This is a genomic window from Amycolatopsis sp. NPDC043887 (assembly GCF_056435665.1).
The window spans coordinates 298,697-319,049 of sequence record NZ_JBWKEB010000009.1 but is presented as its reverse complement, the minus strand read 5'-3'; the positions used below and the strand labels follow the sequence as shown (position 1 = coordinate 319,049).

The following is a 20,353-nucleotide window of genomic DNA, read 5'->3' as shown; positions in this document are numbered from 1 at the left end:
GGGTGCGGAACCCGCGTGATTCGTACGTTCGTTGGCAACTGCAGACGACCACGAAAGGCCGCCATGAACCTCCTGCTCGCCCAAACCGCCAGCGAACCGATGGGAGGACTCGCCGGCTGGGCGGTGTCACTGATGGACGCGCTGGGCGGTCCGGGCGCCGCGATCATCGTCGGCCTGGACAACCTGTTCCCGCCGATCCCCAGCGAACTGGTGCTCCCGCTCGCCGGGTTCTCCGCCAGCCAGGGCACGTTCACCCTCGTGGAAGCGCTGGTGTGGACGACCTTCGGCTCGGTCGCGGGCGCCATCATCGTGTACTACCTCGGCCTCCTGCTCGGCCGAGACCGCACGCGCCGCTGGATGGCGAAGATCCCGCTGGTCAAGACGTCCGACTTCGACAAGACCGAGGCCTGGTTCCAGAAACACGGCACCAAGGCGGTGTTCTTCGGCAGGATGGTGCCGATCTTCCGCAGCCTCATCTCGCTGCCCGCCGGGATCGAGCGCATGCCGTTCTGGCGGTTCCTGGCCCTGACCACGCTGGGCAGCCTGATCTGGAACACGGTGTTCGTGCTGGCGGGCTACGGCCTCGGGGAGAGCTGGCACCTGGTCGAGGAGTACGCCGGGTTCTTCCAGTACTTCGTGATCGCCGCCGTCGGGGTCGCGCTGACCCTCTTCGTGGTGAACCGCCTGCGTGAGAAGAACCGCACCAACGCCTGAGCCGGTGGCGGGGCGCCCGGCCGGGCGCCCCGCACGCGGTGTCAGAGCCTGTTGGCGGAGCTGAGGATGGACTCGGAGAAGGGACACAACGCGTGAACCCGCCCGGCCGAAGGCCCCGCTATCGCGGTGGCAGGGCGCCCTTGCCTGTCAACGGGAGAGGGTTGATCAGGTCGCCCTGCCGACGTCGATCGCGGTGCGGGTTCACCAACAGGCACTCAGGAACGGAAGGGGCCGGTCACCTCGTAGGTGATCCCGCCGGAGGACGAACCGGAGGTACCGCGTTGCGACGAGAAATACAGCCGGTTGCCCGCCGGGGTGAACGCGGGACCGCAGATCTCCGACGAGCTCTGGCCGTTGATCCGCAGGAACGGCGCCACGATGTCGTCCGGCGTGATGATGCAGATCTCCATGTTGCCGCCGTCTTCGGCGACGTACAGGTCACCCGAAGAGGTCCCCGTGACGTTGTCGACGCCGGTCAGCGGGGCCGAGCCGGGGCTGACCAGCGAGTCGTCGTAGGCCAGCTCGTAAGTGTTGTTGGTCAGGTTGAGCTGCCAGACGCGGTTGTCGCCCTTGGTGGTGAACCACGCGGTGTCGTTGGCGTAGTGCAGGCCTTCGCCGCCGGAGAACCGCTTCGCACCGGACACCTGGTTGCGGGTGGCGGTGGGAGAGCCGTCGGGGTCGGGCACGTTCGCCCAGGTGAAGCTGCCGGAGGTCGCCGTGCCCGCCTTCAGCACCTGCAGCGTTCCGGCGGAGAGGTTGCCCCAGGTCGTCGGGACGAAGCGGTAAAAGCAGCCGTCCGAGGTGTCCTCGGTCAGGTAGACGACCTTGCGCACCGGGTCGGCCGCCGCGGCTTCGTGCTTGAACTTCCCCATCGCGGGCCGCTGGACGGCGGCCGTGGCCGGACCGTTCGGCTGGCACTCGTAGACGAACCCGAGGTCGATCTCCTCACAGGAAAGCCAGGTGTTCCAAGGAGTCTTGCCGCCCGCGCAGTTCTGGCGCGTATTCGCCAGGATGCGATGGGCGCCGGTGATGTTTCCGCTCGCGTCGAATTTGACCGCGCTCGCCCCGCCGCCGGGCGTGATCTCCGAATTCGACACGTAGATCCAGCCGCTGCCGTCGGCGAACACCGCGCCGCCGTCCGGGGCGCTGTGCCAGGTGTACCCGGTGTTCGCGACCTTCTGGCCGGACCTCGCGATGACGCGGCTGGTGAATCCCGCCGGCAGCTGGATCCCGTTCGCGTCGGCCGCCTGGAGCGCGCCGTACGGGCTGGGTCCGTTCTGGGCGGGCGCGGCGAGGGCCGCCCCCGAGAGCCTGTTTCCGAACGCCGTGACACCGGCGCCGACCACGGCCGCGCGCAGGAAATTCCGTCGCTTCACTCATGCCTCCGAGACATCCGCTGATGTGGTGGTGCGGGAAGGAGCGGGTCGGAGAGTACGGGCGGAAGGGGACTTCCAGGTGAATTCGCGGCATATTCACCGCGAGAAGGGAACTTTCGTAGGGAACCCTCGCTCAGCACAATTTCCCGGGCTTTGCGGAGTCCCGGCGCGTCGGCCCCGCCGCGCTGTTCCGCGACGGCCAAGGCGAGCAGTATCCGATCGATCGGTGCGCATCCGCCATTGCGGTGGTGACGACGTCCGATCAGGTGACGCCAGTCGGCGAGATACTCGTCGATTCCCGGCTCTCCGGGCACTGCCCGGAGCAGTGCGCGCACCAGCACCCTCATCTGGTTTTCGTTGCCTGGCAAGGTGTTCCGGGCCAGCGTGTCGGCCAAGGTGCTGCGGGACCAGCCGGTCGCGGCGGCCAGCGCGCGGATGCTGAGGCCGCTTCGGTCGCGAAGTTCACGCAGTCGCGCCATGAACTCCGATTCGGTGTTCATCGGCGTGCCCTGGCGGGCGCGGGGTGACGGAGAACGGCGCCGAACAGGGCGATGGCGATGCCCGCGGCGATCGAGGCACTGGTGCCGGCGAAGGTCAGTGCCGCGGTGAAACCGGTGAGAATGCTCAGACAGACGATCTGACCGGCCGAAACGCACCTGCGCCTCGGCCGCAACGGGGAAAGAATTCCTTGACTCATGACCTTGCCCTCTCAAGGATCACGCACCCCGGCTGGGTGGCACGCAATACACGTTATCAAAACGTGATAGGGAGTTTAAGGTGAGGCAATGTCCGGGTTCGTCCGGATCTCGGAAAGCCGAAAGCCCCGGATCCTTGGGGGATCCGGGGCTTCGGCCTCGCGCTGTTACGCCGCTTGGGCGACCGGAGCCGTCGCCGGGGCCAGCGCGATGTCCAGCACGTCGCGGACGTTCGCCACGGCGTGGACGTCCAGCTGTGCCAGCACTTCGGCCGGGACATCGTCCAGATCAGGTTCGTTGCGCTGCGGGATGATCACCGTCTTCATCCCCGCCCGGTGCGCGGCCAGCAGCTTCTGCTTGACCCCGCCGATCGGCAGCACGCGCCCGGTCAGCGACACCTCACCGGTCATCGCGACGTCCGACTTCACGACCCGGCCCGAAAGCAGGGACGCCAGCGCGGTCGTCATCGTGATGCCGGCGCTCGGCCCGTCCTTGGGCACCGCGCCCGCGGGGACGTGCACGTGGATGCCGCGGTCCTTCAGGTCGCCGACCGGCAGTTCCAGCTCGGCGCCGCGCGAGCGCAGGTACGACAACGCGATCTGCACCGACTCCTTCATCACGTCACCCAGCTGACCGGTCAGCGACAGCCCGGTCGAGCCCGACTCCGGATCCGCCAGCGACGCCTCGATGTAGAGGACGTCACCGCCGGCGCCGGTCACGGCCAGCCCGGTCGCCACGCCCGGGGTCGACGTTCGCTGTGTCGACGCGGGCAGCGAGGACTCCGGCAGGTGCCGAGGACGGCCGAGGTAGGTCTCGAGCCCGTCGGCGTCGATCGTGAGCGGCAGCTCGACCTCGTCGAGGGCGACCTTGGTCGCCACCTTCCGCAGCACCTTCGCGATGGTCCGGTTCGCGTTGCGCACCCCGGCTTCCCGCGTGTACTCGGCGGCGATGCGGCTGAACGCGCCGTCGGTCAGCGTGACGTCGTCCTTGCCGAGGCCGGCGCGCTCCAGCTCGCGGGGGAGCAGGTGGTCGCGGGCGATGGTCACCTTCTCGTGCTCGGTGTAGCCGTCGAGGGTGACCAGCTCCATCCGGTCCAGCAACGGGCCGGGGATGGTCTCGAGCGCGTTCGCCGTCGCCAGGAACACGACGTCGGACAGGTCGAGCTCGACCTCGAGGTAGTGGTCGCGGAAGGTGTGGTTCTGCTCCGGGTCCAGCACTTCCAGCAACGCGGCCGTCGGGTCGCCGCGGTAGTCGGCGCCGACCTTGTCGATCTCGTCGAGCAGCACGACCGGGTTCATCGAGCCCGCTTCCTTGATGGCGCGGACGATCCGGCCGGGCAGCGCGCCGACGTAGGTGCGGCGGTGACCGCGGATCTCGGCCTCGTCGCGGATGCCGCCGAGCGCGACCCGGACGAACTTGCGGCCCATCGCCTTCGCCACGGACTCGCCGAGCGACGTCTTGCCGACCCCGGGAGGACCGGCGAGCGCCAGCACCGCGCCCGAACGACGGCCGCCGACCGGGCCGAGTCCGGACTCCGCGCGACGTTTGCGCACGGCCAGGTACTCGATGATGCGTTCCTTCACGTCGTCGAGACCGGCGTGGTCGGCGTCGAGGATGTCGCGCGCCGCCGCGATGTCGTGGACGTCGGTGGTGCGCTCGTTCCACGGCAGTTCGAGGACGGTGTCCAGCCACGTGCGGATCCAGCCGCCCTCGGGGGACTGGTCGGAGGTCCGCTCCAGTTTGTCCACTTCGGACAGTGCGGCCTTCTTGACCGCGTCCGGCAGCTCGGCGGCCTCGACGCGGGCGCGGTAGTCGTCGTCGTTGGCGGTGCCGTCGAGTTCGCCCAGCTCCTTGCGGATCGCTTCGAGCTGGCGGCGCAGCAGGAACTCCTTCTGCTGCTTCTCCATGCCCTCCTGGACGTCCTTGCGGATGGTGTCGGTCACCTCGAGCTCGGCCAGCTGCTCGCGGCTCCATTCGAGGGCCTTCTCCAGTCGCGTGGAGACATCGAGCGTGGTCAGCAGTTCGAGCTTCTGCTCGGTCTTGAGGTAGGACGAGTTGCCTGCCAGGTCGGCGACCGCGGACGGGTCTTCGACCTCCTGGACGGCGTCGATCATCTGCCAGCCGCCGCGCTGCTGGAGGATCGCGATGACGACGGACTTGTACTCGGACGCGAGTTTCGCGGCGTTGTCGTCGGTGGTCTCGGTGGCGACCTCGGCGTGCACCCAGCGGGCGGCGCCGGGTCCGTCGGCGATGCGGCCGACGACGGCGCGGCGGGTGCCGCGCAGCAACACCGCGGTCTTGCCGCCGGGCACGCGCCCGATGCGCTCGACGGTCGCGATGGTGCCGAGTTCGGCGTACTCGCCGTGGACGCGGGGGACGATCAGCACTTCGGCCTTCGTGGCGGCGCTGGACCGGATCCCCGGGAAGGAAGCCTGGGCAGGCGTGTTGGCCTGGGCGGACTCCACCGCGGCGCGCGTCTCCGTGTCGGCGAGGTCGAGCGGGACGATCATGCCCGGCAGCACGACGTCGTCATCGAGCGGGAGGACGGGCAGGAGGCGGTTGTCGGTCATCTGTGCACTCCTCGGTTAGTTGAGTCTGCCTAGCTCAACTCTCCGATCGACCCGTTTGTTTCCTTTTCGCGTTCGCCGTCAGCGATCACCCAATCCTCCGACCTCTAATGCCCAACGCGTCGCGTTTAGCGGGCTAAACGCGACGCGTTGGGCTCAGAGGTCGGATGTCAGGGGTGGACGGAGACTCCGCACCAGGCGAACGGCCGGGCGCCTTCTTCGTCCCGCCGCAGCTCCCGCACCGGCCGCCAGTCGGGCAGGTGGACGACGCCGGGCTCCAGCAACGGCCAATCCCCGAAGAGCGGCTCGATCTCTTCGCGATCCCGCATCCACACGGGGTTGCTCGTCTTCCGGTACTGCTCGACCATCCAGTGGAGCCCGTCCGCGTCCTCGCCCGTCTGGCCGCCGAAGCTCATGTGCGACAGCCCCAGCCAGCTACCCGGCGCCAGCGCGTTCCGGTAGGTCGCGACCAGCGCGGGCGGATCGTCGTGCGGCCCGGCGAAATGCAGGACGGCCATCATCATCAGGCACACCGGCTGGTCGAAATCGATCAGCCGCAGGGTCTCCGGATGACGCAGGACGTCCTTCGGCCGCCGCATGTCCGCCTGGACGATCCCGGCCCAGCCGGTCGCCTCGTGCCGTTCGAGGATCAGCTCCGCGTGCGCCACCGCCACCGGCTCGTAGTCGACGTACACCACCTTCGCGGTGTCGCCCGGCTCCAGCTCCTCCTGGACGATCTCGTGCACGTTCCCGGCGGTCGGGACACCGGAACCCAGGTCGATGAACTGCCGGATCCCCGCGTTCAGCGCCGCGCGCACGACACGGTTCATGAACTCGCGGTTGTGCCGCGCGCCCGGTTTGACCCACCGCCACTGCTTTTCCAGCGCGCGGGCGAACTCGCGGTCGACCGCCCAGTTGTGGGTCCCGCCGAGGAACCAGTCGTAGATCCTCGCCGCGGACGGCTTTTCGGTGTCGACCCCGGTCGGCGCCACCGGGGCCGCGTCATCGTCCCTCTTCACGAAATGAGCCTATCGGGATCAGGGCACCGCGGGTCGGCGCTGCCAGTACGTCCAGAGCGGCCGGTAGCCCTGCGCGTACCAGAACGGCGTCGATCGTGGGTTGGCCAACGCGTGGTGCAGCAGCACGGCTTCGGTGCCGCATTCGTCGAAGACCTGGTGCGCGTGCGCGGCGAGCGCCGTCCCCACCCCGCTCGATCGCGCGGGTTCGGCCACCGCCAGGGACGACAGGTAGCCGACCCGGTCGGCCGCGACCCGGCCGCCGATCCACGCCGTCTCACCGGGGAACTGCACCCGAACCATGCCCAGCGGACGTCCGTACAGCTCGGCGATCCACAATGTCGGATTTTCCCGGCCCAGATGTTTCGACAGGTCCGTGGTGATCGTTTCCTCCGCGCCCTCGCGCAAAGTGACAGAACCGAACTGCGCGTCATAACGCTGCAATTCCAGTTCGAGTCCGACGGCGGTTTCGAGATCATCCGCTTCGGCGGGCCGGATGTGCACTCCGGGAGTGGCGGGCGGCCCCGTCACGGCGAGCCGGTCGGCAGGGCGGACCGCGATCACCAGCACCGGCGCGAAGCCGCGGCGCAGCAATTCGGCCGAGCCGGGGGAGTCCCGGCTGGGCCGCACCACGGTCGCCGCGGTCTCGACATCCCCAGGTGGGGCGACGGTCTTCAAATGTTCATCCCATCGGGTGAGTAATGCGTCAAGGGCAGCTTCCGGGCGAGGGCCGGTGAGCCGCGCTTCGAGGCGATGCTCGACGAGCGCCCGCCACGGAGAGTCAACAGAATCGGGGCGGGCCTCGGTCCGTACCGACAATCCGGCGGCCGCCGAGTCGCCTGCTGTCGCGGAGAGTGACACGGAGCCCTCGACAGGCTCCAGTGCAGGCATTTCGGGGAGCAGGGCGTCCACGGTGGCGAGCCGCTCGGCGTGCCCGGCGGCGATGGCATGGCTATTCATAGGGCTATTCAAGCCCCTACTGATGGGTCCGCCGGGAACTTCACGAGATTGGCCGGGGCGTGGCGCCAGGTGACTTCCGGTAGTCGGAAGGAACGCGAATAACGCTCCCATTTCACCCCTTGGTCCACGCAGGTCAGCGGGACGCGCCCATTGTTAACCCTGGGGTGATCTCATACTGTCTCGAATGGGACTCGGGTACGCCCTCCGGGGTACTGTATTGCCCTCGTCCCCGAGGTCGCGGTAGGACAAGGCCGGTTGGGCAGCCGGGAAGGAAGGTCGGATGCCGGACACGAACGGCAGGCCCGGGAGCGCCGCACAGGCGCCGGCGGGCAAGGGAGGCGCCGTTACGGAGGCTCGTACCGACGAGCGACGGTTCCGCGTCTACACCTTCGCGGTACTCACCATGGGCATCGCCGCCGCGGCCGCGGTCAGCCTCTGGCTGGACTTCGAGGCTTCGGACGACCTGTTGTGGATCGGGCCGATCCTCGCGCTCGCGTTCCTCCTCGCCGAACAGCTCGGCATCAACGTCGACGTCCGCAGCGGTATCTCGTGGACGATCTCGTTCACCGAGATCCCGCTGGTCATCGGCTTCTTCGTCGCTCCCTTCGAAGTCGTGCTCGCCGCCCACCTCGCGGCGGGCATCGGGACATTGCTGGCCCGCAAGGTCGCGGGCCGCGTGCTCTACAACGCCGGCGCCTTCCTGCTGGAGATCACCGGCGCGTTCGCCGTGGCAGGGCTGGTGAAACAGGCCTCCGGCGCCCACGACATGACCTGGATCGCCGCGCTGGCGGGCACTCTGACCGCGCCGCTGGTCAGCACGCTGCTCGCGCTCGCCGCCGTCCGCGTGCTGCGCCGCCGCATGCGGGTCAGCACCGCGATCCGCTTGACCGGCCGCATCCTCGTCGTCGGCTTCGTCAACGCTTCGGTCGGCCTTTCCGGATATTTGGTCATTTCCGGGACGCCGAAGGCCTGGCCGCTCGTGCTGGCGGTGTTCCTCGGGCTCACCGCTTTGTACTGGGCGTACTCCGACCTGCTCCGCGAGCAGCGCGACATGGAAGCGCTGTCCGACGTCAGCCTGATGGTCGCGCGATCCGGTCAACAGGCCGCCGCGCGGCCCGCCGGGCGAGCCGACGAACTCGTCGGCGGTGTCGACGTCCGCGAATGGGCGACCATCGCCGAACGCATCAAGGACCAGCTCGCCGCCGGCCGGGTCGTGCTCAGGCTCCGGCTGGAACCGAAGGACACCATGCGGATGGTCGTCGCGGGCGACGAACTGCCGCCCGTCGACCCGGCCGCCGACGACCCGCTGCTGCGCCTGCCCGGCGCGCACGTCCGGCACTTCCGGATCACCGAAGCCAATCCCGACGTCCGCTCCGCGTTGCTCGACCGTGGCGCGCAGGAGGCGCTGGTCGTCCCGTTGCGCAGCGCGAACCAGCTCCTCGGCGTCGTCGAAGCGCACGACAGGCTGTCCCGCTGGCGCGGGTTCGGCAAGTACGACGTCCAGCTGCTCGGCACGATGGCCAGCCACCTCGCGACGTCGCTGGACAACCGGCGCCTGCTCGCGACCCTGCGCCACGACGCCTACCACGATCCGCTGACCGGCTTGCTCAACCGGCCGGGCTTCCGCCAGGTCGCCAAGGAACCGTTGCGGGAACAGGCCAACGCGGTCGTGCTCCGGATCGACCTCGACGTCTTCTCCACCGTCAGCGACGCCCTCGGCTACGTCTGGGCCGACCGGATGGTCATCGCCGCGGGCCGCCGGATCCGCGACGCGCTCGGCCCCGACGTCCCGCTCGCCAGGCTCGAAGGCGCGTCCTTCGCGGCGCTCCTTGTCGGCTGCGCGCCGGAACGCGCCCAGGCCTCCGCGGAACTGCTGCGCGCGGAACTCGTCGCCCCGTATCCGGTGGACCGGCTTTCCGTCGAAGCCAACGCGATGATCGGCTACGCCACTTCGTCGGCGGAAGACGACGAACAGGTCGACGTCGACGGGCTCCTGCAACGCGCCGACGTCGCCGTCCGCGCGACCAAGGGCGGCGAAGAGGTCCGTGGCTACATGGCCAGCATGGGCCAGATCTTCATGCGCCGGTTCCAAATGGTCACGCAGTTCCGGCAGTCGCTGGAAGAAGGCCAGCTGAGCGTCCACTACCAGCCGAAGATCACCTTGCCGAACCGGCAGATCCAAGGCGTCGAGGCGCTCGTGCGCTGGGTGCATCCGGAGTTCGGCAGGCTCGGCCCCGACGAGTTCGTCCCGGCGATCGAAGCGGCCGGCCTCATCGGCGTCCTGACGTCGTTCGTGCTCGAAGAGTCGTTGAAGCGCGTGCGCAAGTGGCTCGACGAAGGTCTGCGCATCTCCGCCGCGGTGAACCTGTCGGTCCGGAACCTGGCCGACGAGGACTTCCCGACGAAGGTCGCGCGCGAACTCGACCGTTTCGGCATCCCGCCCGAGCTGCTCACCTTCGAGCTGACCGAGTCCGGTGTGATGTCCGACCCGCAGAAGGCACTGCCGATCCTGCGGGAGCTGCACTCCCTGGGCATCGTGCTCGCCGTCGACGACTTCGGCACCGGCTACTCGTCCCTGGCGTACCTGCGGCAGCTCCCGGTCGACCAGGTCAAGATCGACAAGAGCTTCGTCCTCGGCATGGGCACCGACCTCGGCGACCTCGCCGTCGTGCGCTCCATCGTCGAACTGGGCCATTCGCTCGGCCTCACGGTCGTGGCGGAGGGTGTCGAGGAAGACGTCGCGCGGGATCAGCTCGAGGCGATGGGGTGTGACGTGGCGCAGGGCTACCTCATCTCGCGGCCGCTGCCGGAGGACCGCCTGGAGGCGTGGCTGCAGGCCCGCACGGCACGCTCGCCGGGGCGGCACTCCGAGACCGTCCTGACCCTGCTGACCTGAGGTTTTGCGGTAAGGGGACCCCCCTGAAATCGGGGTCCTCCGAAGTTGGTAATCTTTCCAAGTCCTCGCGAGAGGCAAGGCCCCTTTAGCTCAGTCGGCAGAGCGTCTCCATGGTAAGGAGAAGGTCTACGGTTCGATTCCGTAAAGGGGCTCGCGACCTCAGCCGCGTCACGTAAGCGTGTCGCGGCCAGGTTCATGTAAGGCGGTGTAGCTCAGCTGGCAGAGCAAGCGGCTCATAATCGCTGTGTCGCCGGTTCAAGTCCGGCCACCGCTACGCGGTAATCCTGGGTATCCCAGGCCTAGTAGAGAAGGAAATGCTGTGGCTGCCACTGACGTGCGACCGAAGATCACGCTCGCGTGTGAGGAGTGCAAGCACCGCAACTACATCACCAAGAAGAACCGGCGCAACAACCCGGATCGCCTGGAGATGAAGAAGTTCTGCCCGAACTGCGGTACGCACCGGACTCACAAAGAGACCCGCTGAGCGTCTAGCGGTTCTACCTGTCTTACCCGAAGCCGTCCTGGTCACCAGGGCGGCTTCGGGTATTTTTCGGGTTCGGTAGCCTGCTCGGGTGGCCTTGGACCAGTCGTTCACCGGGCGGGTGTACCCGCCGACCAGTACCTATGAAGTGAGTCGCGAGAAGATCCGGGAGTTCGCCGACGCGCTCGGCGACGCGAACCCGCTCTACCGCGACACCGAAGCGGCGAAGGCGGCCGGCTACCCCGACGTCATCGCCCCGCCGACGTTCCTGACGATCATCAACCTCGCCTCGATCAACGCGATCGTCTCGGACCCCGAGCTGGGGCTCGACTATTCGCGAATGGTCCACGGCGACCAGCGGTTCACCTACACGCGGCCGGTGCACGCGGGCGACGTCCTGTCGCTCACCACGTACATCGACAACATCATGACCCGCGCCGGGAACGACTTCATCAACCTGCGCGCCGAGATCTCCGGCGCCGACGGTGGCCCGATCGCCACCACGAACGCCCAGCTCGTGGTCCGGGGGGAGGACGCGTGAGCACGTTCACCGTCGGGGAAGAACTGACACCGCTGACGATCGACGTCACCCGGGAGCAGCTGGTGCGCTACGCCGGCGCGTCGCTGGACTTCAACCCCATCCACTGGAACGAGGCCTTCGCCAAGGAGGTCGGCCTGCCCGACGTCATCGCGCACGGGATGCTCACCATGGCGCTCGGGGCGCGGCTCGTCACCGACTGGCTCGGCGACCCCGGCCGCCTCGTCGACTACTTCGCGCGCTTCACGCGGCCCGTGGTCGTGCCGAACGACGGCGCGGCGACGATCGAGTTCACCGGGAAGGTCGCCGTGGTCAACGACGACGGCACCGCCCGCGTCGACATCACCGCCAAGTTCGAGGGCAAGGCCGTTCTGGGCAAGGCCCAAGCGGTCGTCCGCGCCTGACCTCAAGTGGAGCAAGGGACCTTTGCTATCACTCGCTTAGCGTGCCTAAGTAAGTGATAGCAAAGGTCCCTTGCTCTCTTTCCGCAGGTCAGCGAGTCGGAGTCGGCCGCGTAGGAGCTTCGCGAGCCTACGAAAGGTCGCTTCGCAGCTTAAGCCGCGGAAGGGCGCATGACCGGACCAATGAGGTCCACTGTGTGGATTTTGGGACGTTGGATGACCCGAAATCCACACAGTCCCGCATGAAAGGTCCGGTCATACAGCTCGGCATCCCGAGGCCTCGCCAGTCCGGAGAAACCCCTACGCGAGCTTGAGCAGCTTCTCGATGACCTCCGCCATCCCTTCCGCGCCCCGCGCGTTCGGGTGCAGCGGCGCCGCGGGCACGGAGGGAGCAGGGCCTTCGACCCAGCGCCGGTTCGCGGCGCTGCACATGTCCCGCCCCTTGCTTGCTGTCGACATGTCGGCGAAGCCCGCTTCGTGCTCCTTCGCGGTCTCCTGCAGCGCCGTGTTCAGTCGTTTCAGCGAGTCGCGGAAGTAGGCGACGTCCCCCGCGCCGACGGGCAGGACCGGCCAGCAACCGGCGTCGTCGTCCGGAAGCACCGTCGGATACCCCACGACCACGATGCGCGCCGAAGGGGCTTTCGCGCGGATCTGGTCCAGGATTCCGCCGAGCCGCCCCGCCGCTGCGGCGATCCGCTCGGCCAGCTGGTCACGTCCACCCGCGGTCAGCTGGGCCCTACAAGGCGAAGCGGTCTGCACCTGCGTCGTGCACTGGCTCGCGAAGCCGACGAAGCCGACGTCGTTGCCGCCGATCCCGATGGTCACCAGGGTCGTGTCGCCGTCGATGGCGTCGAGTTGCGGAGCGTTCGTGCCGTCCCGGGTCTTCTGCTCACCGGTGAGGTGTTCGGTCGTGGCGCCACCGCAGCTGGCGTCGACGAACTCGGCCGGGCGCAGCTTCGCGGCGAGCAGGCTCGGGTAGTTGTTGTCCGAGCGGTCGCAGCCCGGGGGCGCACCCACAGGTCGACCGGTGCCCGGCGACGCCGTGTACGAATCGCCCAGCGCCACGTACTGGCCCGCGCCGTCCGAAACGGTGACTCCCGCAGGTGTCACCGACGTCCCACGCTCCCACAGGTGGTAAGCGATCCCCAGGACGGACAGCACGATCACCAGGAAGAGGCAGCCTCCGCCCGTTCTCCGCTGCGTCACCCGTTCGTTGTACGCGACCTGGGTCACATTTGTCATCGGTCCGCTCGTCGGTGGACGACGCGTGAACGGGTGATCTCCGGTTGCCTGAGACATGGATCACGTTCAGGGTGATGCCGTACCTGCCCCGAGGAAAGGCGAAAACCGTGAGCCTGAACTTGACCAAGCTGGTCGACAAGGCATGGGAGGACAAAGGGATCAGCGAGTTGCTGGACGCGCCCCCCGTCCGCTCTCGAAGGCCTGACCAAGAAGCACGACGAACTCCTCGCCGAGCTCAAGATCAAGACCATCCGCGACCTCGGCAACTGGAAGTACGCCGCGAAGGCACACGCGCTCGTTCAGCTCGCCGACGGCGAATCCTGAGCCGCTGAAGGCCCTTCCCGGCGAACGGGGAGGGCCTTCAGTCGCGGGGGACGAGGTCGCGCAGCTCGGCGGCGAGATCGAGGGCGTGGCCGACGTCCCGCGCGAGGTAGTGCGGGTCGACGAAGGCTTCGGCGATCCCGGTTTCGGCAGCCACCTTCAGCTGCGAGGCGACGTCTTGGAGATCGGTTCCGGGCTTCGGGTTGATCCGCAGGACCCGCCGCAGCGTGCCGGGATCGCGACCCGCCTTCTCGGCCGCGCTCACCACGGTCTCCCAGAGCTTCGCCAGATACGGCGCGGGTAGTCCCGCGGGAAGCCAGCCGTCCGCGCGGCGGCCGACGCGATCCAGCGCCACCGGCGACAGCCCGCCCAGCAACACCGGCGGATGCGGGCTCTGCGCGGGTCGCAAGCCGACCTTCGACGCCGGGATCCGCCAGCGTTCGCCTTCGTGCTCGACAGGGTCTCCGGTCCAGAACTTCCCGAGGACGTCGAGAAGCTCCTCCAGTTGCCCGCCACGGCCCTTCCAGGGCGTGCCCGTCGCCGTGTACTCGTCGCGAAGCCAGCCGATGCCCAAGCCGACGTCCAGGCGGCCGCCGCTCACCTGATCCAGTGAAGTGAGCATCCGGGCGAGCACGACGGCCGGATACACCGTTCCGGTGAGTGTGCTGGTGCCCAGCCGGACCTTGTTCGTGACGCTCGCGGCGACGGTCAGCAGGATGAGCGGATCGGCGAAGGTGACGAACTCGGGCGGGTACGGCCGTTCCGGCGTGCCGCCGGGGTAGAAGTCCGACGGCGACACCGGGGCCAGCACACGATCCCCGACCCACAAGGACTCGTACCCGAGCTCCTCGGCGGCCGCGGCGAAACCGGTGACGGCGTCCATCGACGCGAGGGGACCGTATTGCGGAAGGGCGATTCCCAGGCGCATCACGGTCACCGTGCTTCCGCGAGCAGGCGGCCCATCCTGGAGATCCCTTCGGCGAGATCACTTTCGTTCAGCGCATAGGAAATCCGGAAGTAGCCAGGGGTCCCGAACGCCTCGCCGGGCACCACGGCGACCTCGGCCTCGCGCAGGATCAGATCGGCCAGTGCCACCGTGTCGGCCGGGCGCGCGCCGCGAATTTCCTTACCCAGCAAGGCTTTCACCGACGGGTACACGTAGAAGGCGCCGAGCGGCACCGGAGTCTCGACGCCAGGGATCTCGGACAGCAGGGAAAGTGCCTTCTGGCGCCGGGAGTCGAAGGCTTCGCGCATCGCGAAAACGGCGTCGAGCGGGCCGCTCACCGCGGCCAGCGCGGCTCGTTGCGCCACGTTCGAAACGTTGCCGCACAAGTGCGACTGGTACGCCGTCGCCGCCTTGACCACGTCTTGCGGACCGAGCAGCCAGCCCACCCGCCAGCCGGTCATCGAGTACGTCTTCGCGACACCGTTGAGGACGATCGTCCGGTCGGCGAGCTCCGGGACCAGGACGGGCATCGAGGGCGCTTCGGCGCCGTCGTAGACCAGGTGCTCGTAGATCTCGTCGGTGATGACCCAGAGGCCGTTTTCGTACGCCCAGCGCCCGATCGCCTCGACCTGTTCGCGCGGGTACACCGCGCCGGTCGGGTTCGACGGCGACACGAAAAGCAGCACCTTCGTGCGCGGAGTCCTGGCGGCTTCGAGCTGCTCGACGGTGACGAGATAGCCCGTCGTCTCGTCCGCGGTGACCTGCACTCCGACGCCGCCGGCGAGGGCGATCGACTCCGGGTAGGTCGTCCAGTAAGGCGCGGGCAGCAGCACCTCGTCGCCGGGGTCGAGCAGCGTCGCGAACGCCGAGTAGACCGCCTGCTTGCCGCCGTTGGTCACCAGGACGCGGCCGGGGTCGACCTCGAACCCGGAGTCGCGGACGGTCTTCGCCGCGATCGCCTCGCGCAGCTCCGGCAACCCGCCCGCGGCCGTGTAGCCGTGATTGACCTTGTCCCGGACGGCCGCTTCGGCGGCTTCGAGCACGTTGGCCGGGGTGGGGAAGTCCGGCTGCCCGGCGCCGAACCCGATCACCGGGCGACCCTGTGCCTTGAGCTCCCGGGCCTTCGCGTCGACGGCCAGCGTGGCCGAGGGCGTGATGCCGCCGATGCGGGCCGAGACGCGGGTTGCCGTCGAAGGCGAGGGTGCGGGAGCGCTCATGGCGACATCGTGGCACGATCATGGGGTCGGCCGTGGGGGAGTTTTCCCGCGGAAGGCTGCTCCGCGCCGCTTTGAGGGGCGCGGTTGCGAAGCTGTTCGGGGGTTGCCGTAGACTTCTGGTCTTGGAACGCACTACGGTCATCCCCGCCACGGCGGTGGGGACGATGGAATGCGTCCTCGGGAGCTCCGGAGCATCGGGGCTCCAAAGGGGTGTAGCTCAATTGGCAGAGCAGCGGTCTCCAAAACCGCAGGTTGCAGGTTCAAGTCCTGTCACCCCTGCGTTAGCGAACTGGTGAAGGCGGAGGAGTGGTCGTGAGCGACAGCGACGCCAGCGGTGAGAAGGCGCAGGACGGCGCCGGGCAGAAGCCCGACGAGCAGTCCCGCCCGGTGACCGCCGCTGCCCGGCGTGAGCGCCGTGCGTCCGCGCGCCCGTCCGGTAAGGCCGACGCCAAGTCGGACGACAAGACCCGCCCCGCCGGCAAGGCGAAGGCCGGGGACAAGACCGAGAAGTCCAAGGACGCCAAAGGCACGGCGACCCCGAAGCGCGACCGCAAGCCGAAGCAGGCGTCGATCTTCGCCCGGCTCATGCGCTTCATCCGTGAGGTCTGGGCCGAGCTGCGCAAGGTCATCTGGCCGAACCGCAAGCAGATGGTCACCTACACCGCGGTGGTGCTGGTCTTCGTGGTGTTCATGGTGGCGCTGGTGAGCGGCCTCGACCTGGCCTTCAAAGAGGTCGTCGGTGCCGTCTTCGGCAGCTGAGGCAGCCGGCCGCGGTGCCTGAGGGCGCCGCACGGTGGCCTGCGCCACGGCAACCGATCAACTGAGAGGACGGAACGTGACCTCCGACAACGGCACAGCAGCCGGTCATGAGCTGACCGAGCTTTCCGACGAGCAGGTGCACGCGGCACTCGGCGACGAGCAGTCCGAGCACCTGGACTCCGTCGAGGTGCCCGCCGCAGGCGACGAGGTCGACGAAGCCGGAGATGTCGCGGATGCCGAAGAGGCGCCCGTCGAGACCGACGACACCGCCGCCGAGTCCGGCGAGGACGTCGACCCGGTCGCCAAGCTGCGCGCGGAACTCAACGCCGCTCCCGGTGAGTGGTACGTCGTCCACTCGTACGCGGGTTACGAGAACAAGGTGAAGACCAACCTCGAGACCCGCACCCAGACGCTGGACGTCGAGGACTACATCTTCCAGATCGAGGTCCCGACCGAAGAGGTCACCGAGATCAAGAACGGCCAGCGCAAGCAGGTGCAGCGCAAGGTGCTGCCCGGCTACATCCTGGTCCGCATGGACCTGAACGACGCCTCGTGGAGCGCGGTGCGCAACACGCCGGGTGTCACCGGGTTCGTCGGTGCCACGTCGCGTCCGTCGCCGCTGACCGTGGACGAGGTGCTCAAGTTCCTCGCGCCCAAGGTCGAGACGGCCGCCCCCGCCAAGCCCGGCAAGGGCGAGGCCGCTTCCGCCGAGTCGCAGCTGGGTGCCCCCGCGGTCGAGGTGGACTTCGAGGTCGGCGAGTCGGTCACCGTCATGGACGGCCCGTTCGCGACGCTGCCCGCGACGATCTCCGAGGTCAACGTGGACGGACAGAAGCTGAAGGTCCTGGTGTCGATCTTCGGCCGGGAGACCCCGGTCGAGCTGTCGTTCAACCAGGTCTCCAAGATCTGACGGCCGCCAGACGGCCGGCAGTCCCCGCGTACTGGCAGGTGTGCGGGGGACTCAAGTCAGTAAGAAGGAACAAACGAAATGCCACCCAAGAAGAAGAAGCTTGCGGCGATCATCAAGCTGCAGATCAAGGCGGGTGCGGCCAACCCCGCGCCGCCGGTCGGCCCCGCGCTGGGTCAGCACGGCGTCAACATCATGGAGTTCTGCAAGGCCTACAACGCCGCGACCGAGTCGCAGCGCGGGGACGTCGTCCCGGTCGAGATCTCCGTGTACGAAGACCGCACGTTCGACTTCAAGCTCAAGACGCCGCCGGCCGCGAAGCTGCTGCTGAAGGCCGCGGGCGTGGAGAAGGGTTCCGGCGAGCCGCACAAGACCAAGGTCGCCAAGGTCACCTGGGACCAGGTCCGCGACATCGCGAAGACCAAGGAATCCGACCTGAACGCGCACGACATCGACCAGGCCGCGAAGATCATCGCCGGCACCGCCCGCTCGATGGGCATCACGGTCGTCGACTGAGCTCCACCCAGCACCACCGTGGGAGAGCCAAGTGCTGGCTCCAACACCACACTGATCCGTTGAAGAGTTAAGGACAGAAGCAATGCCCAAGCACAGCAAGGCCTACCGCAAGGCTCTTGAGCTGGTGGACCGCGAGCGGCTCTACGCCCCGCTCGAGGCCGCGAAGCTGGCCAAGGAGACTTCCTCCGCGAAGATGGACGCCACCGTCGAGGTCGCCATGCGCCTCGGTGTCGACCCTCGCAAGGCCGACCAGATGGTCCGCGGCACCGTGAACCTGCCGCACGGCACCGGTAAGACCGCCCGCGTCATTGTCTTCGCCGTTGGTGACAAGGCCGCCGAGGCCGAGGCCGCCGGCGCGGACGTGGTCGGCACCGACGAACTGATCGAGCGCATCCAGGGTGGCTGGCTCGAGTTCGACGCCGCGATCGCGACGCCGGACCAGATGGCGAAGGTCGGCCGTATCGCCCGCATCCTCGGCCCGCGTGGCCTGATGCCGAACCCGAAGACCGGCACCGTGACCCCCGCGGTCGCGAAGGCCGTGACGGACATCAAGGGCGGTAAGATCAACTTCCGCGTGGACAAGCAGGCCAACCTGCACTTCGTCATCGGCAAGGCCTCGTTCGACACCGAGAAGCTGGTGGAGAACTACGCGGCCGCGCTGGACGAGATTCTCCGCGCCAAGCCGTCGTCGGCGAAGGGGCGCTACCTGAAGAAGGTCACGATCTCCACGACGATGGGCCCGGGTGTCCCGGTCGACCCGGCCCGGACCCGCAACCTCCTCTCCGAGGACGCGTGAGTCTGAGTTAGACATCACTGAGAAGGGGGCGGTCCCGCTACGGCGGGGCCGCCCCTTTTTCGTGTTTGCTTGAGGGCATGCCTACCTTCGCGTCGTTCGACGGGCTTCAGCTGAGCTACACCGTTTGGGAAGGCCGAGGGCGTCCGGTACTGCTGCAACACGGTTTCGCCGCCGACACGAACGCCAACTGGATCGCGCCGGGCGTCGTCGACACCCTCCAGGACGCGGGGCTGACCGTGATCAGCCTGGACGCGCGCGGCCACGGGCGGTCGGCGAAACCGCACGACGAGGCGAGCTACGGCGACGACGCGATGGTCCGCGACGTGTCGGCGCTGCTCGACACGCTGAACCTCGACGAGGTGTCGATGGTCGGCTACTCGATGGGCGCGATGATCGCGCTCGGCGCCGTGGCCGCCGACCCGCGGATCCGGTGTCTCGCGATCGGCGGGGTCGGTTCGGGGATCGTCGACTTCGGCGGCGTGGACACCCGCGTCGTCACGCCGGAGGCGATCAGCGATGCTCTCCTGGCGGAGGACCCTTCGACGCTTCCGCCGTCTTCGGCGCCGTTTCGTATGCTGGCCGACGCTCTGCGGGCGGACCGGATCGCGCTGGCGGCCGTCGCGCGCGGGACGGCGAACCCGAAACTGGACCTGACGGCGATCGCGGTGCCGACCCTGATCCTGGCCGGGGACACCGACCCGCTGGCCGCGGAACCCGAACGCCTGGCCGCCGCCATCGCCGGCGCCCGCCTGGTCCGCGTGCCCGGCGATCACATGGCCGCCGTCATGCACCCCGCCTTCGGCTCCGCGCTGACCGGCTTCCTGACTTCGCACGACCTCTGACCTGCGTTTAGCCCCCTAATCGCGATCCGGCGCGCACCTGCGTTTAGCCCCCTAATCGCGATCTGGGGTGGAAACGCCCAGGTCAGTTGCCCGTGGGCGGGGCGGGGCAGGGGTTGGGGGAGTTCGCGTGCCCGGTGATCAGCCATTGGCCCATCTCGACTTCCTGCAGGGTGAAGCTGCCCAGCAGGGGGCCACCGCGGATGGTGTACCAGCACGAGTGGATCGTCAGGTTCTGCCGTGGGACCACACTCGACATCGGGCGCACCGCGTAAATGTAGGGCGTGATGTCGGTGACCTTCGCGTTCAGGGCCGGGACGGCGGTCGCGCAGTCCGGGTAGCCGAGGTCGCGGGCGAACTGGGCCTGCGCCTGCTCGCTCATCGACAGGCAGACCTTTTCGACGCGGGTGGCAGGCGGGTACGGCTTGCCGATCGTGTCGTAGATGGCCCGCACCGCCTCCCACGGGTTGGTCGAAAGCACCTGGTTGGTGCGGTGCTTGCCCCCGCCGCCCTGGACGAACGTCGCCGTGTCCTCCCCCGCGTCGCTGGGGAAGATCTGCCGGTAGGCGATGGTCGCGCCGATGCAGATCAGCAGGATCACGATCACCCAGGCGAGGAGCTTCCCGCCCAGACGGCGCAGCCAGCGCGGCGCACGCGGCCGAGGGGCCTTGACGAGTTCACCGGGAGGAGGCCCCGGAGGTACCGGGGGCTGTCCTCCGTAGTGCTGGGTCATGGGCTGCGCGGGCTGCGACGGCACGAGGCCCTGCTGCTGCGCCTCGGTAAACTTCAGATAGTCCTGGAACTGCTGAAACTGCTGGAACTGGCGCAGTTGTTCCTCGTCCAGCCGGGGCGCGGGCTGACCTCCCGCCTTGGGCTCGATGTCCGTGCCGGGCTCGTTGTCCGGCTTTCCGTCATCACGCTGCTCCGCCACGTCACCATGATGCCTCGCGAGCCCTCCCGCGCACTCCGCCGGTCGCGTTTAGCGGGCTAAACGCGATTTGGCAGGGGGTGCCGCCGGGGACGAAACAGGGTCACGTATTCTTGTCAAGGTTCTACCGAAGACCGCTGGTCTTCTCCCGGTCATCTGGCCTGGAGAACGAAGGCCCCGCTAGGGCGGGCGACCCGCGCAGGAGGAACGAGGCTCGTCCATGACGCATGTCGTCGTG

20 protein-coding genes and 3 tRNA genes are annotated in these 20,353 nt (G+C 68.3%); 13 read left to right on the top strand and 10 right to left on the bottom strand.

From position 1 onward, the window contains the following. The first annotated feature begins 63 nt into the window (after positions 1 to 63). Complete coding sequence (locus AC069H_RS25410; RefSeq protein ID WP_219146160.1) at positions 64 to 714, top strand: DedA family protein; 651 nt, start codon at positions 64 to 66, stop codon at positions 712 to 714. A 215-nt stretch (positions 715 to 929) separates the two neighbouring features. Here the strand turns inward: AC069H_RS25410 and AC069H_RS25405 are convergent, their stop codons facing one another. From AC069H_RS25405 to AC069H_RS25380, 6 genes are all read right to left on the bottom strand, one after another. Next, positions 930 to 2,090: an alkaline phosphatase PhoX gene (locus AC069H_RS25405; protein WP_478234010.1), complete on the bottom strand. Its 1,161-nt coding sequence runs from the start codon at positions 2,088 to 2,090 to the stop codon at positions 930 to 932. Continuing rightward, complete coding sequence (locus tag AC069H_RS25400; RefSeq protein ID WP_478234009.1) at positions 2,087 to 2,590, bottom strand: helix-turn-helix domain-containing protein; 504 nt, start codon at positions 2,588 to 2,590, stop codon at positions 2,087 to 2,089. The genes AC069H_RS25405 and AC069H_RS25400 overlap by 4 nt, the downstream gene beginning before the upstream one ends. Further along, positions 2,587 to 2,787: a hypothetical protein gene (locus AC069H_RS25395; protein ID WP_478234008.1), complete on the bottom strand. Its 201-nt coding sequence runs from the start codon at positions 2,785 to 2,787 to the stop codon at positions 2,587 to 2,589. The genes AC069H_RS25400 and AC069H_RS25395 overlap by 4 nt, the downstream gene beginning before the upstream one ends. A 165-nt stretch (positions 2,788 to 2,952) precedes the next feature. Then, positions 2,953 to 5,355, bottom strand: coding sequence for an endopeptidase La (gene lon / locus AC069H_RS25390; protein WP_478234007.1), 2,403 nt, complete (start codon positions 5,353 to 5,355; stop codon positions 2,953 to 2,955). A gap of 167 nt (positions 5,356 to 5,522) precedes the next feature. Further along, complete coding sequence (locus tag AC069H_RS25385) at positions 5,523 to 6,371, bottom strand: SAM-dependent methyltransferase (RefSeq protein ID WP_478234006.1); 849 nt, start codon at positions 6,369 to 6,371, stop codon at positions 5,523 to 5,525. A gap of 18 nt (positions 6,372 to 6,389) precedes the next feature. Further along, entirely contained in the window at positions 6,390 to 7,328 is a 939-nt protein-coding gene (locus AC069H_RS25380; protein ID WP_478234005.1) for a GNAT family N-acetyltransferase, read from the bottom strand. Between the two features lie 280 nt (positions 7,329 to 7,608). Between AC069H_RS25380 and AC069H_RS25375 the strand changes: the two genes are divergently transcribed. From AC069H_RS25375 to AC069H_RS25350, 6 genes are all read left to right on the top strand, one after another. Continuing rightward, on the top strand, positions 7,609 to 10,224 hold the full coding sequence (locus AC069H_RS25375) for a putative bifunctional diguanylate cyclase/phosphodiesterase (RefSeq protein ID WP_478224942.1): 2,616 nt from the start codon (positions 7,609 to 7,611) through the stop codon (positions 10,222 to 10,224). A gap of 79 nt (positions 10,225 to 10,303) precedes the next feature. Then, positions 10,304 to 10,376: transfer RNA gene (locus AC069H_RS25370), tRNA-Thr, on the top strand. A 49-nt stretch (positions 10,377 to 10,425) separates the two neighbouring features. Beyond that, positions 10,426 to 10,498 (top strand) — tRNA-Met (locus AC069H_RS25365). A gap of 45 nt (positions 10,499 to 10,543) precedes the next feature. Beyond that, positions 10,544 to 10,708, top strand: a complete 165-nt coding sequence (gene rpmG / locus AC069H_RS25360) for a 50S ribosomal protein L33 (RefSeq protein ID WP_005152047.1) — start codon at positions 10,544 to 10,546, stop codon at positions 10,706 to 10,708. Between the two features lie 88 nt (positions 10,709 to 10,796). Further along, on the top strand, positions 10,797 to 11,246 hold the full coding sequence (locus tag AC069H_RS25355) for a MaoC family dehydratase N-terminal domain-containing protein (RefSeq protein ID WP_034304171.1): 450 nt from the start codon (positions 10,797 to 10,799) through the stop codon (positions 11,244 to 11,246). Continuing rightward, entirely contained in the window at positions 11,243 to 11,647 is a 405-nt protein-coding gene (locus tag AC069H_RS25350) for a MaoC family dehydratase (protein WP_340684782.1), read from the top strand. Before AC069H_RS25355 ends, AC069H_RS25350 begins: the two co-directional genes overlap by 4 nt. A 297-nt stretch (positions 11,648 to 11,944) precedes the next feature. Here AC069H_RS25350 and AC069H_RS25345 read toward each other — a convergent pair whose 3' ends face one another. From AC069H_RS25345 to AC069H_RS25335, 3 genes are all read right to left on the bottom strand, one after another. Then, complete coding sequence (locus AC069H_RS25345) at positions 11,945 to 12,877, bottom strand: SGNH/GDSL hydrolase family protein (protein ID WP_478234059.1); 933 nt, start codon at positions 12,875 to 12,877, stop codon at positions 11,945 to 11,947. 370 nt (positions 12,878 to 13,247) lie between these two features. Further along, entirely contained in the window at positions 13,248 to 14,144 is an 897-nt protein-coding gene (locus AC069H_RS25340; RefSeq protein WP_478234004.1) for a TIGR03619 family F420-dependent LLM class oxidoreductase, read from the bottom strand. After that, positions 14,141 to 15,370, bottom strand: a complete 1,230-nt coding sequence (locus tag AC069H_RS25335; RefSeq protein WP_478234003.1) for a pyridoxal phosphate-dependent aminotransferase — start codon at positions 15,368 to 15,370, stop codon at positions 14,141 to 14,143. The genes AC069H_RS25340 and AC069H_RS25335 overlap by 4 nt, the downstream gene beginning before the upstream one ends. A 206-nt stretch (positions 15,371 to 15,576) precedes the next feature. On the opposite strand from AC069H_RS25335, the gene AC069H_RS25330 reads away from it, so the two are divergent. The 6 genes from AC069H_RS25330 (at position 15,577) to AC069H_RS25305 (ending at position 19,190) form a co-directional block, all read left to right on the top strand. Further along, a tRNA-Trp gene (locus AC069H_RS25330) sits at positions 15,577 to 15,649 on the top strand. 27 nt (positions 15,650 to 15,676) lie between these two features. Next, positions 15,677 to 16,129 carry a preprotein translocase subunit SecE gene (gene secE / locus AC069H_RS25325; protein WP_007031001.1) on the top strand — a complete coding sequence of 151 codons (453 nt, stop codon included), beginning with the start codon at positions 15,677 to 15,679 and terminating at the stop codon, positions 16,127 to 16,129. Between the two features lie 76 nt (positions 16,130 to 16,205). Beyond that, a complete protein-coding gene (gene nusG / locus AC069H_RS25320) occupies positions 16,206 to 17,039 on the top strand; it encodes a transcription termination/antitermination protein NusG (protein ID WP_478224947.1) in 834 nt (277 codons plus the stop codon). A gap of 78 nt (positions 17,040 to 17,117) precedes the next feature. Further along, positions 17,118 to 17,552 (top strand): 50S ribosomal protein L11, encoded by a 435-nt coding sequence (rplK, locus tag AC069H_RS25315; RefSeq protein ID WP_005152062.1) that lies wholly within the window; start codon positions 17,118 to 17,120, stop codon positions 17,550 to 17,552. Positions 17,553 to 17,634: 82 nt separating this feature from the next. Then, positions 17,635 to 18,348 (top strand): 50S ribosomal protein L1, encoded by a 714-nt coding sequence (gene rplA, locus AC069H_RS25310; RefSeq protein ID WP_007031003.1) that lies wholly within the window; start codon positions 17,635 to 17,637, stop codon positions 18,346 to 18,348. A 77-nt stretch (positions 18,349 to 18,425) separates the two neighbouring features. Further along, positions 18,426 to 19,190 carry an alpha/beta fold hydrolase gene (locus AC069H_RS25305; RefSeq protein WP_478234002.1) on the top strand — a complete coding sequence of 255 codons (765 nt, stop codon included), beginning with the start codon at positions 18,426 to 18,428 and terminating at the stop codon, positions 19,188 to 19,190. A gap of 82 nt (positions 19,191 to 19,272) precedes the next feature. Here AC069H_RS25305 and AC069H_RS25300 read toward each other — a convergent pair whose 3' ends face one another. Next, positions 19,273 to 20,118 carry a hypothetical protein gene (locus AC069H_RS25300; RefSeq protein WP_478234001.1) on the bottom strand — a complete coding sequence of 282 codons (846 nt, stop codon included), beginning with the start codon at positions 20,116 to 20,118 and terminating at the stop codon, positions 19,273 to 19,275. Between the last annotated feature and the right edge of the window lie 235 nt (positions 20,119 to 20,353).

Bases quoted from the DNA above. Each gene is read 5' to 3' on its own strand.
- AC069H_RS25410 (WP_219146160.1), top strand. From the start codon at position 64: ATGAACCTCCTGCTCGCCCAAACCGCCAGCGAACCGATGGGAGGACTC.
- AC069H_RS25400 (WP_478234009.1), bottom strand. From the start codon at position 2,590: ATGAACACCGAATCGGAGTTCATGGCGCGACTGCGTGAACTTCGCGAC.
- AC069H_RS25395 (WP_478234008.1), bottom strand. From the start codon at position 2,787: ATGAGTCAAGGAATTCTTTCCCCGTTGCGGCCGAGGCGCAGGTGCGTT.
- lon (WP_478234007.1), bottom strand. From the start codon at position 5,355: ATGACCGACAACCGCCTCCTGCCCGTCCTCCCGCTCGATGACGACGTC.
- AC069H_RS25380 (WP_478234005.1), bottom strand. From the start codon at position 7,328: ATGAATAGCCATGCCATCGCCGCCGGGCACGCCGAGCGGCTCGCCACC.
- AC069H_RS25375 (WP_478224942.1), top strand. From the start codon at position 7,609: ATGCCGGACACGAACGGCAGGCCCGGGAGCGCCGCACAGGCGCCGGCG.
- AC069H_RS25335 (WP_478234003.1), bottom strand. From the start codon at position 15,370: ATGAGCGCTCCCGCACCCTCGCCTTCGACGGCAACCCGCGTCTCGGCC.
- rplK (WP_005152062.1), top strand. From the start codon at position 17,118: ATGCCACCCAAGAAGAAGAAGCTTGCGGCGATCATCAAGCTGCAGATC.
- rplA (WP_007031003.1), top strand. From the start codon at position 17,635: ATGCCCAAGCACAGCAAGGCCTACCGCAAGGCTCTTGAGCTGGTGGAC.
- AC069H_RS25305 (WP_478234002.1), top strand. From the start codon at position 18,426: ATGCCTACCTTCGCGTCGTTCGACGGGCTTCAGCTGAGCTACACCGTT.